The organism is Kosakonia sp. PSU_27, from assembly GCF_039409795.1.
In the GTDB taxonomy this organism is placed as follows: domain Bacteria; phylum Pseudomonadota; class Gammaproteobacteria; order Enterobacterales; family Enterobacteriaceae; genus Kosakonia.
Genome location: NZ_JBCIVK010000004.1, coordinates 107,683 through 120,468, shown reverse-complemented (window position 1 = coordinate 120,468; position 12,786 = coordinate 107,683). Strand labels below are relative to the sequence as shown.

At 56.0% G+C, this 12,786-nt stretch carries 13 protein-coding genes; 6 read left to right on the top strand and 7 right to left on the bottom strand.

Going from position 1 to position 12,786, the window contains the following annotated elements:
• Positions 1 to 26: 26 nt before the first annotated feature.
• The 3 genes from pncA to sppA form a co-directional block, all read right to left on the bottom strand.
• Positions 27 to 668: a bifunctional nicotinamidase/pyrazinamidase gene (pncA, locus tag AAIG26_RS10550; protein ID WP_343179736.1), complete on the bottom strand. Its 642-nt coding sequence runs from the start codon at positions 666 to 668 to the stop codon at positions 27 to 29.
• A 10-nt stretch (positions 669 to 678) separates the two neighbouring features.
• The gene (gene ansA / locus AAIG26_RS10545) at positions 679 to 1,695 is read right to left on the bottom strand and encodes an asparaginase (protein WP_343179735.1); all 1,017 of its coding nucleotides are present in this window, start codon (positions 1,693 to 1,695) and stop codon (positions 679 to 681) included.
• 61 nt (positions 1,696 to 1,756) lie between these two features.
• Positions 1,757 to 3,610 carry a signal peptide peptidase SppA gene (gene sppA / locus AAIG26_RS10540; RefSeq protein WP_343179734.1) on the bottom strand — a complete coding sequence of 618 codons (1,854 nt, stop codon included), beginning with the start codon at positions 3,608 to 3,610 and terminating at the stop codon, positions 1,757 to 1,759.
• 162 nt (positions 3,611 to 3,772) lie between these two features.
• On the opposite strand from sppA, the gene AAIG26_RS10535 reads away from it, so the two are divergent.
• The 3 genes from AAIG26_RS10535 (at position 3,773) to AAIG26_RS10525 (ending at position 5,605) form a co-directional block, all read left to right on the top strand.
• Positions 3,773 to 4,324 (top strand): NAD(P)H nitroreductase, encoded by a 552-nt coding sequence (locus AAIG26_RS10535; RefSeq protein WP_097407034.1) that lies wholly within the window; start codon positions 3,773 to 3,775, stop codon positions 4,322 to 4,324.
• Between the two features lie 109 nt (positions 4,325 to 4,433).
• Complete coding sequence (locus AAIG26_RS10530) at positions 4,434 to 5,012, top strand: hypothetical protein (RefSeq protein WP_233500381.1); 579 nt, start codon at positions 4,434 to 4,436, stop codon at positions 5,010 to 5,012.
• Between the two features lie 14 nt (positions 5,013 to 5,026).
• Positions 5,027 to 5,605, top strand: a complete 579-nt coding sequence (locus AAIG26_RS10525; RefSeq protein WP_343179733.1) for a hypothetical protein — start codon at positions 5,027 to 5,029, stop codon at positions 5,603 to 5,605.
• 25 nt (positions 5,606 to 5,630) lie between these two features.
• On the opposite strand, the gene phoC is transcribed toward AAIG26_RS10525, so the two are convergent.
• On the bottom strand, positions 5,631 to 6,377 hold the full coding sequence (gene phoC, locus AAIG26_RS10520; RefSeq protein ID WP_343179732.1) for an acid phosphatase PhoC: 747 nt from the start codon (positions 6,375 to 6,377) through the stop codon (positions 5,631 to 5,633).
• A 264-nt stretch (positions 6,378 to 6,641) separates the two neighbouring features.
• Here phoC and selD point away from each other — a divergent pair, with 264 nt between their 5' ends.
• Together selD and AAIG26_RS10510 are read left to right on the top strand one after the other, a co-directional pair.
• Positions 6,642 to 7,685, top strand: a complete 1,044-nt coding sequence (gene selD, locus AAIG26_RS10515; protein WP_343179731.1) for a selenide, water dikinase SelD — start codon at positions 6,642 to 6,644, stop codon at positions 7,683 to 7,685.
• A 4-nt stretch (positions 7,686 to 7,689) separates the two neighbouring features.
• On the top strand, positions 7,690 to 9,645 hold the full coding sequence (locus AAIG26_RS10510; protein WP_343179730.1) for a DNA topoisomerase III: 1,956 nt from the start codon (positions 7,690 to 7,692) through the stop codon (positions 9,643 to 9,645).
• A 29-nt stretch (positions 9,646 to 9,674) separates the two neighbouring features.
• Here the strand turns inward: AAIG26_RS10510 and gdhA are convergent, their stop codons facing one another.
• Positions 9,675 to 11,018, bottom strand: a complete 1,344-nt coding sequence (gene gdhA, locus AAIG26_RS10505; protein ID WP_020454015.1) for an NADP-specific glutamate dehydrogenase — start codon at positions 11,016 to 11,018, stop codon at positions 9,675 to 9,677.
• Positions 11,019 to 11,253: 235 nt separating this feature from the next.
• Here gdhA and AAIG26_RS10500 point away from each other — a divergent pair, with 235 nt between their 5' ends.
• Positions 11,254 to 11,541, top strand: a complete 288-nt coding sequence (locus AAIG26_RS10500) for a DUF1496 domain-containing protein (RefSeq protein ID WP_343179729.1) — start codon at positions 11,254 to 11,256, stop codon at positions 11,539 to 11,541.
• On the opposite strand, the gene AAIG26_RS10495 is transcribed toward AAIG26_RS10500, so the two are convergent.
• Both AAIG26_RS10495 and AAIG26_RS10490 read right to left on the bottom strand, forming a co-directional pair.
• The gene (locus tag AAIG26_RS10495; RefSeq protein WP_343179728.1) at positions 11,507 to 11,923 is read right to left on the bottom strand and encodes a pyrimidine (deoxy)nucleoside triphosphate diphosphatase; all 417 of its coding nucleotides are present in this window, start codon (positions 11,921 to 11,923) and stop codon (positions 11,507 to 11,509) included. The two genes, AAIG26_RS10500 and AAIG26_RS10495, sit on opposite strands and share 35 nt — an antisense overlap.
• On the bottom strand, positions 11,923 to 12,786 hold the full coding sequence (locus AAIG26_RS10490) for a rhodanese-like domain-containing protein (RefSeq protein ID WP_343179727.1): 864 nt from the start codon (positions 12,784 to 12,786) through the stop codon (positions 11,923 to 11,925). The genes AAIG26_RS10495 and AAIG26_RS10490 overlap by 1 nt, the downstream gene beginning before the upstream one ends.

The following is a 12,786-nucleotide window of genomic DNA, read 5'->3' as shown; positions in this document are numbered from 1 at the left end:
CGCAACGCCATCCGGCAGGGGCATCATCAGGCATGCGTTTCCTGCCAGTCCGCGAGCGTATAGAGCGTCGCGCCAGCCGCTGACATCTCCATAAACGCCTGCGTGCTGTCCTGCGGATTCAGGTTCACGCCACGGCAACCGTCGGTAATGACATTCACCTCGTATCCAAGTTGTAGCGCATCCAGCACGGTAAATTTCACGCAGTAATCGGTGGCTAAACCGAGAATTACCAGTTCGCGGATGCCGTGCTGCTGCAACCAGTTGTGCAGGGCGGTTTCCTGACGATGGCCGTTATCGAAAAACGCGCTGTAACTGTCAATCAGCGGGTTTTCCCCTTTGTAAAACACCGCATCGATAGCTTTCTGGTTTAGCAACGGATGCAGCGCTGCGCCCTCGCTGTTTTGTACACAGTGATCGGGCCAAAACGTTTGGGCTAACCCGGCCAGTTCGCCTGTTGTGAACGGCGCGACGTGGTGCTGACTGGCGAAACTGCCATGTCCGGCCGGGTGCCAGTCTTGGCTTGCCACGATGGCATTGCCGCGTGTCTTACACCACGTCATCATGGCATTAGCAACCTCAACCGTGCTGTCACCTTCAGCTACCGCCAGCGCGCCGCCAGCGCAAAAATCATTCTGAATATCGACCAGCAGCAGTGCGCGTTGCGTCATACGAGCCTCCTCATTCATCCGGCGTCAGTTCACCGCGCAGGTTTTGTGTCATGGCGGTGCGAATGGAATCAGCGTCCAGATCCTGGCTTAACAGGTAGTGAAGTTTTGTCAACGTCGCTTCCACTGTCATGTCTGCGCCGCCAATCACACCTGCATGGGCGAGGGCGTTGCCGGTGGCGTAGCCGCCCATGTTGACCTTGCCGGACATACATTGTGTCAGGTTGACCACGACAATGCCGCGGGCGCTGGCTTCCTGTAACTCTTTCAGAAACTCACCGTTTTGCGGCGCATTACCCACGCCGTAAGAACGCAGGATCAGCGCTTTTACCGGCTGGCGCAGGAAGTTTCGCACCACATCGGCGGAAATGCCTGGATAAATCGTTACCACGCCAATCGGCTGCGGGGTGATCGGGTGGACAACCAGTTCTCCCGTGGTGTGCGGCGCGGGCGGCGAGCCCAGGCGGCGAATATGAATACCCGCTTCCAGTAATGGCGCCAGGTTAGGCGAAGCGAACGCGTCGAAACCATCAGCGTGTGCTTTGGTGGTGCGGTTGCCGCGATACAAACGGTTATTGAAGAACAGCGTCACTTCGTTAATCGGGAAATTCGCCGCCACATATAACGCATTAAGCAGGTTGATTTGGCCATCAGAACGCAGTTCGGCGAGCGGGATTTGTGACCCTGTCACAATAACCGGTTTGCCTAAGTTTTCCAGCATAAACGACAGTGCCGACGCGGTGTAGGCCATCGTGTCTGTACCGTGCAGAATGACAAAACCATCGTAATCGTCATAGTGCGCTTTCACATCGTCTGCGATATGTTGCCAGTCTTCCGGTGTCATATCGGACGAATCCATCAGCGGCTCATATTCATGGATGGTGAAATCAGGCATCTCCGGGCGATGGAATTCAGGCATCAGCGCCAGTTGACGTTGCAGGTGACCGGAAACCGGCACATAGCCGTGTTCTGAGCGTTGCATACCGATAGTACCGCCCGTGTAGGCAACGTAAATGGATTTTTTTTGCATAGTTATATTCTGGCTTCATCAAAAAAATCCCCTCCGGTGGAGGGGACGTGGTCAGGTGATTTTAGCGGATATTGGCGCAATTCAGACAGAGTGCATAACGATTTTGTGGATCGTTAAACACCGCCAGTTTGTCGGTTTCAGCTTTCATCTGTAGCGCAGCGCTTGCCAGTGGCGCGGGCAAATATGCCTGCAATGCTTTTGGCAGCATGGCGCTTACCGAACCGGACATGCTATCCATTAGCCGATCAAAGAATGTCGGCTCTTCCTCGTAGTAATCGATATGCCACTGTTTCAGTTTCGCAAGCTCAGCCGCTTTCGCCAGCGCGTCGTCGAAATCGCCCAACGCATCGACCAGCCCGTTATTTTTCGCATCCAGGCCGGTCCAGACGTGACCCTGGGCGATTTTATCAACCTGCTCAGGCGTGCTGTTGCGCGATTGCGCCACCAGCGTGATAAAGCGTTTGTAACCGTTCTCAATGCTCAACTGCATCATCTGCGAAACTTCGTCCGGCAGCGCTTTGGTCATGCTGACATCTGCCAGCGGCGAGGTTGCTACGCCATCGGTATGCACGCCGATGCTGTCGAGGCTGTTTTCCAGCGTGTTGATAACCCCGAAGATGCCAATCGAGCCGGTCAGCGTGCTGGCACTGGCGATAATGTAGTTCGCCGGTGTCGAGATCCAGTAACCGCCGGAGGCCGCCATGCCGCCCATTGATACCACGACAGGTTTACCTGCCGCGCGGGCTGCCGCCAGCTCGGAGCGGATCACTTCCGATGCGCTGACGCTGCCGCCTGGGCTGTTGACACGCAGCACAATGGCTTTCACTTTCGGATCCAGACGTGCGTCGCGGATCTGTGCGGCAGTGGTGTCGCCGCCTACGTTCCCCGGCGTCTCTTCGCCGTCCATGATCGCGCCGTTAGCGAAAATCACTGCCACGGTATCGCCGACATCGCTCGGTTTTTTCGCCTGGTAATCATACATGCTGACCGCGCGGAAGTTCTTATCCTCCGTGCTCCAGCCAAACTGTTTAACCATTGCTTTTTCCGCATCGGTTGCCGAGCCCAGCTCATCCACCAGCTTGTTGTCCAGCGCATATTTTGCCGTGTCGCCATCCACTTTACGCAGCCCATCCAGCATCGCTTGCGCGCCCGGGAAGACCTGCTGCGCGGTGATTTGGCGGTTAGCGGCAACGGTGTTGAGGTAGTTCTGCCACAACTCATTAATCCAGCGGCTATCTGCGTCGCGTGCTGCCGGGGACATATCGTCGCGAATAAACGGCTCAACGGCGGATTTATAGGTGCCGACGCGGAATACGTGGGTGGTGACTTTCAGCTTATCAAGCAGCGATTTATAGTAGAGGCCGTTGGTGGCAAAGCCATGCAGATCAACCACACCCTGCGGCGACAGCCAGATCTTGTTGGCGAAGCTGGCAAGGTAATACTGGCCCTGACTGTAATTGTCGCCCACGGCATAAACCGGCTTACCGCTGTCGCGGAACTCACGCAGCGCTTTGCCGATATACTGCATCGATGGTTGATCGGCACCAGCGAAATTTTTCAGATCCATCACAATCCCGGTGATATTCCGGTCATGCTGCGCCTGGCGAATGGTCTCGACGATGTCAAACAGTGAGTTTTCCTGCAGACGATCCGAACTGGCACCAAACAACTGGCGGCCCAGCGCGCCAAGCCGGCTGCTGGCCGAGGTTTTGTCCACCACTACGCCGGAAATATCCAGCAGCAATGCGCCCCGACTGTTACTGCTGGTTTTGCTGTCGCTCATTTGCATCCACACGCCTGCGACAACCAGAACCAACAAAATAAAGAAAAGATTCAGCACCAGCTTGCGGATAAAGTTCAGCAATCGCCAGCTCCACTTGAAAAAACCGGCAATAATACGCCAAAGGGTTCGCATGTATTCTCCCTGGTAGTTAACGACCACCGCTGCCCGAGCGGCAAAGTGTGGTTATCCTAATTACCCCGCTGCCACTTGTCAGCAGGAATCGCCTCCGGCGCTGTAACAATTTCTACGCCCGTGTTAATTTTGTGAACAAATTTCAATACAGGAGTTTAACTAATGGACGCACTTGAGCTGCTCGTCAATCGTCGTAGCGCATCCCGGCTGGCAGAACCGGCCCCGGCAGGTGAACAACTGGATAACATTGTGCGTGCGGGGATGCGCGCGCCGGATCACGGTACGCTTCAGCCATGGCACTTTTTTGTCATCGAAGGGGAAGGACGCGAACGTTTCAGTCAGACGCTGGAGCAGGCCGCGATTGCCGCAGGCCAGGATGAAAAAGGCGTCGAAAAAGCGCGTACATCGCCTTTTCGCGCACCGTTAATCATCGCGGTGGTGGCAAAATGCGACATTCACCATAAAGTCCCGCAGTGGGAGCAGTTGCTCTCTGCCGGCTGCGCGGTAATGGCAATGCAGATGGCGGCGCTGGCGCAGGGGTTTAACGGAATCTGGCGCACAGGCCCGCTGACCGACAGCCCGGTGGTTCGCCAGGCATTTGACTGCCGCGAACAGGATAAAATCGTCGGTTTTCTGTATCTCGGCACACCGCAACTGAAAGCCTCGACTACTGTCACCGTACCGGATACCACGCCGTTCGTGACACGTTTCTAAGCTCCGCCTGATATCGGACGGCTGCGACAACTCTGCCGCAGCCGTTTTCTTTTAAAGTCCAGTCTGCCTTCGCCGATAACGTGTTCTTATTAAGGAAAAATAAGGAAAGATGATGCGTGGCGAAATGAAAGCAGGGATGGTAATTGTGGGGGCAATGACGCTGGCAGGTTGCACCATCTCCACTTCCACGATGGACGATTACTCAGCAGCGGATGCGGCAAAGCTGCGCGTTGAAAACTATGCGACACCATTGGTGGCAGAAATTTACCAGCAGTCGGGAAGTTGCCTGCGTCAGGTCGATCAAAAATCGCTGACATCCGCAGTGAATATCCTTGGCATTAAATCCACCCGCAATAAAAAAATCGCTGGTATTGCCCCGTTACCCGCCAGCTCGCCATTACAGGGCAAAGATGTGATGGAGTTTTCCGTTAAGCCTGGCCAGTTCTTGCGCATCGGCTATGTCACCGTTTCGCAAACCACCTATTCGCAAACCGTGCATGAATCATTTCGCAGCGTATCGCCAAAAGCGGGGCACAGCTACGAGGTATACACCTTGCCCGGCGGCTACTACACCCACGAAATTATGATCACGGACGTTACCGAAGGCAAAGATACTCCGGCACCGGTGTGGGCACTGAATGAGTGCCCGTATGATTACAATCTGTTCCACACCAAAGTTTATCGCTAAGCGGTGGAATGCTGATGAAACGTCTGATATCCACTGCCGTGATGCTGCTGTTGGCTGGCTCACTGACAGGCTGCATTGAGGTAGCGAATAAAGTCGATAAAGTAATGACATTGCGCACCTGGGAGACAGAAAACAGTCCGGTCATCTATGCCACATTCAATGCGGCAACTGGCGTGCGCGTTAGTTTTTCGACGCGCACATTCCCGGTGCAAATCGCCGATAGTGATGCGTGGTTACGTTTTACCATTGATTACGGTAATGCTTTTGTTCAGTTGCACAAAATCGAAGTCACTCACCTGACACGCGATCTGCAGCCCTTTGACGCGTTTCTGGCATGGGCTGATAAGCCGCTGGCCACCCGACAGGCTGAAAAGGCGCAGATTAATGCGCGTGCGGACTATGTCAGCAATCACTATTCCGTGGTTAATGAAGCGGGTACGGATGAACCGTTGTTTATTTTCAGAGGGGATATTTTCCTGTTCTCTGACCCCGTCCAGTTGGCGCTCACGCGTGCAGATGTAGCCAACATCATCGCAGAGGCGCAGCGGGTACAACGCCTCTATAACCTGAAAAATGCGAAGGGATCATCGTAAAAGCACGCCCGTCCGGGCGTGCGGTTTACTTATGCTGGGCGGCAAACTCGTCCTTGGCTTTCTGCAACTGTTGCTGGAACGCCGGATTAGTATGCAAAGTGGCAACGACAGCGGAGCCAACAATGCGCGCGGCGTCCACGTCACTTTGCCAGTGGTAGCCACAAATCACCCGGCTTTGCCCCAGGTCGTAGCCGCGTTTGAGGATCTGATCCTGACGCTGTGGGTTAATCTCTGCCAGCACCAGTGCGGTAGCCCAACCGATAGAGGTATGACCGGACGGATAAGAGCCGTTTTTCGCCAGTGAATCCTGCTCTTTGGTGTTGCAGGTTGGTACGCCGTAGAAAGCAAACGGGCGGATACGCATATACTTTTGCTTCGCGCCGCGGGTTGCCAGATCGCCGGCATCTTCGATCATATTGGTCAACAGCTTATGCAACTGCGGGAAGTCTTTCTCGGTGATCGGTGAGCCAAATGCGCCGGAGAAGGCGTTTGCCACGCCGCCGCTGCTCAGGTTTGCGTCTTCCGCTGCCTGTTTGCCGCGCTCGGTGTTACGCAGCAAGCGGCCCTGCTCGTACATCGCCTGATCGTTTAAAAACGCGATACTACCGACTTCCGGCGGTGGTGGTAACAGCGCCAGGCTATCAATCGCCTGCGCATTTTTCAGGTAATAAAGATCAGGTTTGGTGGTGGCATCATTCCCGGATGGAACCAGAGCAAAAGCGCTGGTAGAGAGCAAACTGGCAAGACAAAACGCGAGGATATTTTTTTTCATGAGCGGTTCCTTTATGTAAAAAAGCATCTGTAGCCCTCAGTGGCTGCTGTCATATTTCTGTCATGAAAAGCCAAAAAGAACATTGCGGTGACTCGCAAAATGGCCGATGTAGTTATAAATATGAAGTTTACGAGCGAAAAATCATCGCATGCAATCTCTGTTTCGTTTGCTTAATGAGCAATAACGCGCGAATTAAGATTGCCAGACTTACCAGCTCAGCATTTGGGCGCTACCATAGCGCGATTGCAATGACAGGAGATGTCCATGAGCGAGCAAGCCATTCGTTTAACGCAATACAGCCACGGAGCCGGTTGCGGTTGTAAAATTTCCCCCAAAGTGCTGGATACCATTCTGCATAGCGAGCAGGCGAAGTTTCTCGACCCGAACCTGCTTGTCGGCAACGAAACGCGTGATGACGCCGCCGTTTACGATTTGGGTAACGGTACCTGCATTATCAGCACCACCGACTTCTTTATGCCGATTGTCGATAACCCCTTCGACTTTGGCCGCATTGCCGCGACCAACGCCATTAGCGACGTTTTCGCGATGGGCGGCAAACCGATTATGGCGATTGCCATTCTGGGCTGGCCACTCGACAAACTGGCACCGGAAACCGCGCGTGAGGTGATCGACGGTGGGCGTTTTGCCTGCCAGCAGGCGGGGATCGCGCTGGCGGGCGGTCACTCAATCGACGCGCCGGAGCCGATTTTCGGCCTTGCCGTAACTGGCGTGGTACCAACCGAACGCGTGAAGAAAAACAGCACCGCCGAGGCGGGCTGCAAACTGTTCCTCACCAAGCCGCTGGGCATTGGCGTATTAACCACGGCGGAGAAAAAATCGCTGCTCAAACCGGAACACGTTGGTCTGGCAACGGAAGTGATGTGCCGCATGAACCTTGCCGGTGCCGCCTTTGCCGGGATCGACGGCGTAAAAGCGATGACCGATGTCACCGGCTTTGGCCTGCTTGGTCACCTGAGTGAAATGTGCCAGGGCGCGGGTGTACAGGCGCAGGTCTGGTATCAGGATGTGCCGAAATTGCCGGGTGTGGAAGAGTACATCGCCCAGGGCGCAGTGCCCGGCGGTACCCAGCGTAACTTCGCCAGCTATGGTCATCTGATGGGTGAGATGCCAACGGCAGTGCGCGATTTGTTGTGCGATCCGCAAACGTCCGGCGGCTTGCTGCTGGCGGTGGTACCGGGTGCAGAAGAGGAAGTTAAAGCGACGGCGGCGGAATACGGTATTCAACTGAGCGCGATTGGTGAACTGGTCAGCGCACGCGGCGGTCGCCCGATGATCGAGATCCGTTAATCCTATGCGGTTATTTATTGCCGAAAAGCCCAGTCTGGCGCGTGCCATTGCCGATGTGCTGCCTAAGCCGCATCGCAAAGGCGACGGCTATATTGAGTGCGGTAATGGTCAGGTGGTGACCTGGTGCATTGGTCACCTGCTTGAGCAGGCGCAGCCGGACGTCTATGACAGCCGCTATGCACGCTGGAACCTGGCCGATCTTCCGATCGTGCCGGAAAAGTGGCAGTTGCAGCCGCGCCCGTCGGTGCTTAAGCAAATCAATGTTATCAAACGCCTGCTCGCCGATGCCGAACAGGTGGTGCACGCCGGTGACCCGGATCGAGAAGGGCAGTTGCTGGTTGATGAAGTGATTGACTACCTGCAACTGCCAGCTGAAAAACGCCAGCAGGTGCAGCGTTGCCTGATTAACGATCTCAATCCGCAGGCGGTAGAGCGCGCGATTGAGCGCCTGCGGGCAAATAGCGAATTTATTCCACTGTGTGTGTCGGCGCTGGCGCGCGCCCGTGCCGACTGGCTCTATGGCATCAACATGACCCGCGCTTATACGCTGCTGGGGCGCAATGCCGGCTATCAGGGCGTGCTCTCCGTTGGACGCGTGCAAACGCCGGTGCTGGGGCTGGTGGTGCGTCGTGACGAAGAGATTGAGAACTTCGTGGCGAAAGATTTCTTTGAGGTGAAAGCGCATATCGTCACGCCAGCCGGGGAGCGCTTTACCGCTCTGTGGCAGCCGAGCGAGGCGTGTGAACCTTATCAGGACGAAGAGGGGCGTTTATTGCATCGTCCGCTGGCGGAGCATGTGGTGAACCGCATTAGCGGCCAACCCGCGCTGGTGACGGCCTATAACGATAAACGGGAATCAGAACTCGCGCCGCTGCCGTTTTCGCTTTCGGCGTTGCAAATTGAAGCGGCAAAACGTTATGGGCTCAGTGCGCAGAATGTGCTCGATATTTGCCAGAAACTCTACGAAACCCACAAGCTGATCACCTATCCGCGTTCTGATTGTCGTTATTTACCGGAAGAGCATTTTGCCGGACGACACGCGGTGATGAACGCGATTGGTGCGCATGCTCCGGATTTGTTGCCGCAGCCGGTGGTGAACCCGGACACGCGCAACCGCTGCTGGGACGATAAAAAAGTCGATGCCCACCATGCGATTATCCCGACGGCCCGCGCCTCGAAGGTCAATCTCAGCGATAACGAAGCTAACGTTTATAACCTGATTGCTCGCCAGTATCTGATGCAGTTCTGCCCGGATGCGGTGTTCCGCAAATGCCAGATCGATCTCGACATCGCTAACGGCAAGTTTATCGCCAAAGCGCGTTTTCTGGCGGAGGCCGGGTGGCGCACGCTGCTTGGTTCGAAAGAGCGCGATGAAGAGAACGACGGCACACTGTTGCCGGTGGTGGCAAAAGGCGACGAATTATTGTGCGAAAAAGGCGAAGTAGTCGCGCGCCAGACCCAGCCGCCGCGCCACTTTACCGATGCAACATTGCTGTCGGCGATGACCGGGATTGCGCGTTTCGTACAGGACAAGGATCTCAAGAAAATTCTGCGTGCTACCGATGGTCTGGGCACCGAGGCGACGCGTGCCGGGATTATCGAACTGCTGTTTAAGCGCGGTTTTCTGGTGAAAAAAGGGCGCTACATCCACTCGACCGAACCGGGACGGGCGTTGATCCACTCGCTGCCGGAGATGGCGGCGCGGCCTGATATGACCGCGCACTGGGAGTCGGTGCTGACGCAAATCAGTGAGAAAGAGTGCCGCTATCAGGACTTTATGCAGCCGCTGGTGGGGACACTGCACGAGTTGATTCACCAGGCGCGTAACACGCCGGTGCGTCAGTTCCGTGGGCTGGTGGCACCGGGCGGTGAGAAGAAAAAACCGTTTGCCAAAGGTCGCGGGAAGAAACGCCCGCCATCAGCAGAGGCGGGCGGTGACGCGGCAACTGCGGCCGGATAACGCGTTTTCGCTGTTACCCGGCCAGCTTATTAAATCACGCCCTGCGCCAGCATCGCGTCGGCGACTTTCACGAAGCCCGCGATGTTGGCACCGCGCACATAGTGCGTCTGTTTGCCTTCGCCACCGTACTCAACGCAAGCCTGGTGAATATCCAGCATGATGTGATGCAAACGCGCATCCACTTTTTCCGCTTTCCAGCCCATACGTGCGGCATTCTGCGCCATCTCCAGACCGGAGGTGGCAACCCCGCCGGCATTCGCCGCCTTCCCCGGCGCGAACAGCACGCCCGCCTCGAGGAACAGTTCGGTGGCATCAATGGTGGCAGGCATATTGGCACCTTCCGCCACCGCTTTTACGCCGTTGGCAATCAATACGCGCGCCGCGTCGATATCCAGCTCATTTTGCGTGGCACACGGCAGCGCGATGTCGACCGGCACTGACCACGGCTGTTTGCCTTCGAGGTATGTCAGACCAAATTCCCGTGCATAATCGGCTATACGGCCGTCGCGGCTGGTTTTGATCTCGCACAGACGGGCCAGTTTTTCACGGTTAAATCCGGCTTCATCTACCACCGTACCGGCAGAGTCCGACGCGGTAATCACCCGTGCGCCAAAAGCCATCGCTTTTTCAATCGCGTACTGCGCCACGTTGCCGGAACCGGAAACCGCCACACGCATCCCTTCAAAGCCAAGACCGTGACGCTTGAGCATCGCTTCGGTGAAATAGACCAGGCCGTAACCCGTCGCTTCCGGGCGGATCAGACTGCCGCCAAACGACAGCCCCTTGCCGGTAAACACACAAGCGGTATTGTTGGAGAGCTTTTTCATCATCCCGGCCATAAAACCGACTTCGCGTGCGCCGACGCCAATATCTCCGGCGGGCACGTCGGTATCCGCGCCAAGATGGCGATACAGTTCGCTTATCAGCGCCTGGCAGAAGCGCATCACTTCGCCATCGCTTTTGCCTTTCGGATCGAAATCACTGCCGCCTTTGCCACCGCCCATCGGCAGGGTTGTGAGCGCGTTTTTGAACGTTTGTTCGAAGCCGAGGAATTTGAGGATCGACAAATTTACCGACGGGTGAAAACGCATACCGCCTTTATAGGGGCCAATAGCCGAACTGAACTGTACGCGCCACGCGCGGTTAACCTGCACCTGATTGCGGTCATCAACCCAGGCGACGCGAAACTGGATCACGCGCTCCGGTTCAACGAGGCGTTCGAGTAAAGACATCTGGCGGTAACGCGGGTGAGCTTCAAGGAAGGGCCAGAGGGTAGTCATCACTTCACGAACGGCCTGGGAGAACTCCGGCTGGTGCGGGTCACGCTGTTCGACATACTGGAGAAATGATGCAAGAGAGTGCGTCTGATCCATAGATATAAGAGTCTCTTATTGTTGTGGTGAATTTGTTGTGATGGTGGTGCGCAAAAAGCAGGCACTTCCGGACTATAACATCCGCAAAGCTATATGCCGCAAGGGAAAAAAACGCACACCAGGCAAATTAATAATTGGCAATCTGTCATAACTAAAAACGATGATCGGTGAAATTAAAGTCCTGCCGCAGAGATCCGTTATAGTAATGAGTGGCGTCAATCACAAAGGACAAGTTATGACCCGAATTAAGTGGATAGCAGCAGCGTTACTGGTTGCTGCCTCAACCAGCGTGCTGGCTGAACGTTTACCGTCGCCGGGAATCGAGGTGAATGTGCCGCCGGAAGTGTTCAGCTCCGGTGGGCAGACGCAGACCACGCAGCCCTGCATGCAATGCTGCGTATACGGTAATCAAAACTACAGCGAAGGGGCGGTTATCAAAACCGAGGGTGTGCTATTACAATGCCAGCGCGATGAGAGAGCCATTTCCACTAACCCGCTGGTGTGGCGGCGCGTGAAGCCATAAACGCTTCCAGCAGCGGAATATCCGCCGGAGCCAGCGGCAGTTTTAGCGCTTCGGCGGGTAAGCACCACAATAACGCGCGGTGATAGTGACGTACCGGTTCACCGCTAAAATTCACCACATGCCAGGCGTGCAAATGAATCAGCCGCCCGGAAACCTCCCGCTGATGGCTGGCAACATAGCGCGCAGGTACAGCATCAATACCCAACTCTTCCCGCAACTCGCGCGTTAGCGCCTGCGGCTGTGTTTCCCCGGCTTCGACTTTTCCACCGGCAAATTCCCACAGACCGGCCTGATCGGCATGGTCGGGTCGCTGCGCCAGTAAAATGTTGCCATCGCGCTCAATGATGGCGGCCACGACATCCAGGGTTTTCAGAAGGATCATTACTGCGTTCCGTTAGTGTGCTGGCTCCATTCGAACCAGCCGCCATCATACACGGCGATATCTGCCCAGCCGAGCGCGCGGGCAATAAAAAAGGCAAACGAGCCGCGCCAGCCGGTACCACAATAAAAAATCACCGGGTTATCACCAGTGATGTGCTGTTGTTGCCAGAGTGCGGCGATCTCTGACGGGTTTCGCACCGTGCCGTCTGCATTGTGAAAATTGGTAATCAACTGGCTGTCGCCTGCTGCCTGCCCCCAGCGGGCGCCGGGAATATCGCCGACAGCGGCGATATAGTCGTAACCGCTTGTCTGACCGCTAAACTCAGGCCAACTGCGGATACTGACCAGCAATGTGCCGGGCTGCGCCAGACGCTGCTCGGTTTGCGCCATATTGAGCAGAAGCTCAGGCCGCGCCGGGATATTCACGTCAAAATCCGATTGCGGGTTGATGCCTGACGCTGCACCGGTTTGCCGGGCTAAACCGGCGCGCAACCAGCTCTGCCAGCCGCCATCCAGTACGCGAACATCTCTGATCCCGGCGTATAACAAAATGTGCGCCATCCGCTCCGCCGCATAATTGCCGCGGCCGTAAAGGATGGCGGTACTCTCCGCGCGCAGGCCATGACTGAGCAGCACCTGGCGTAATTGTTCTGGCTTGAGCACATTCCACAGCGGCAGGCTTTCTACTTCGCGGGTGTCGATATAATCCGCGCCGGGAATATGCCCGGCGCGATAGCGGTGTTCAGCGTCACAGCCCACTTCCAGCAGCCGCCACTCGCCCTGCGGGCCAGCGGTGACCGGGCGGTGTTGCAGCAGATCCGCCAGCCACGTTGCACAAACCCACGGAGAACGCGCGGGCGTCAT

Excerpts from the sequence above, each read along its gene's own strand:
- AAIG26_RS10495 (WP_343179728.1), bottom strand. The coding sequence starts at position 11,923 with ATGATCCTTCTGAAAACCCTGGATGTCGTGGCCGCCATCATTGAGCGC.
- AAIG26_RS10490 (WP_343179727.1), bottom strand. The coding sequence starts at position 12,786 with ATGACGCCCGCGCGTTCTCCGTGGGTTTGTGCAACGTGGCTGGCGGAT.
- selD (WP_343179731.1), top strand. The coding sequence starts at position 6,642 with ATGAGCGAGCAAGCCATTCGTTTAACGCAATACAGCCACGGAGCCGGT.
- AAIG26_RS10535 (WP_097407034.1), top strand. The coding sequence starts at position 3,773 with ATGGACGCACTTGAGCTGCTCGTCAATCGTCGTAGCGCATCCCGGCTG.
- pncA (WP_343179736.1), bottom strand. The coding sequence starts at position 668 with ATGACGCAACGCGCACTGCTGCTGGTCGATATTCAGAATGATTTTTGC.
- phoC (WP_343179732.1), bottom strand. The coding sequence starts at position 6,377 with ATGAAAAAAAATATCCTCGCGTTTTGTCTTGCCAGTTTGCTCTCTACC.
- AAIG26_RS10530 (WP_233500381.1), top strand. The coding sequence starts at position 4,434 with ATGATGCGTGGCGAAATGAAAGCAGGGATGGTAATTGTGGGGGCAATG.
- ansA (WP_343179735.1), bottom strand. The coding sequence starts at position 1,695 with ATGCAAAAAAAATCCATTTACGTTGCCTACACGGGCGGTACTATCGGT.
- AAIG26_RS10525 (WP_343179733.1), top strand. The coding sequence starts at position 5,027 with ATGAAACGTCTGATATCCACTGCCGTGATGCTGCTGTTGGCTGGCTCA.
- AAIG26_RS10510 (WP_343179730.1), top strand. The coding sequence starts at position 7,690 with ATGCGGTTATTTATTGCCGAAAAGCCCAGTCTGGCGCGTGCCATTGCC.
- gdhA (WP_020454015.1), bottom strand. The coding sequence starts at position 11,018 with ATGGATCAGACGCACTCTCTTGCATCATTTCTCCAGTATGTCGAACAG.
- AAIG26_RS10500 (WP_343179729.1), top strand. The coding sequence starts at position 11,254 with ATGACCCGAATTAAGTGGATAGCAGCAGCGTTACTGGTTGCTGCCTCA.
- sppA (WP_343179734.1), bottom strand. The coding sequence starts at position 3,610 with ATGCGAACCCTTTGGCGTATTATTGCCGGTTTTTTCAAGTGGAGCTGG.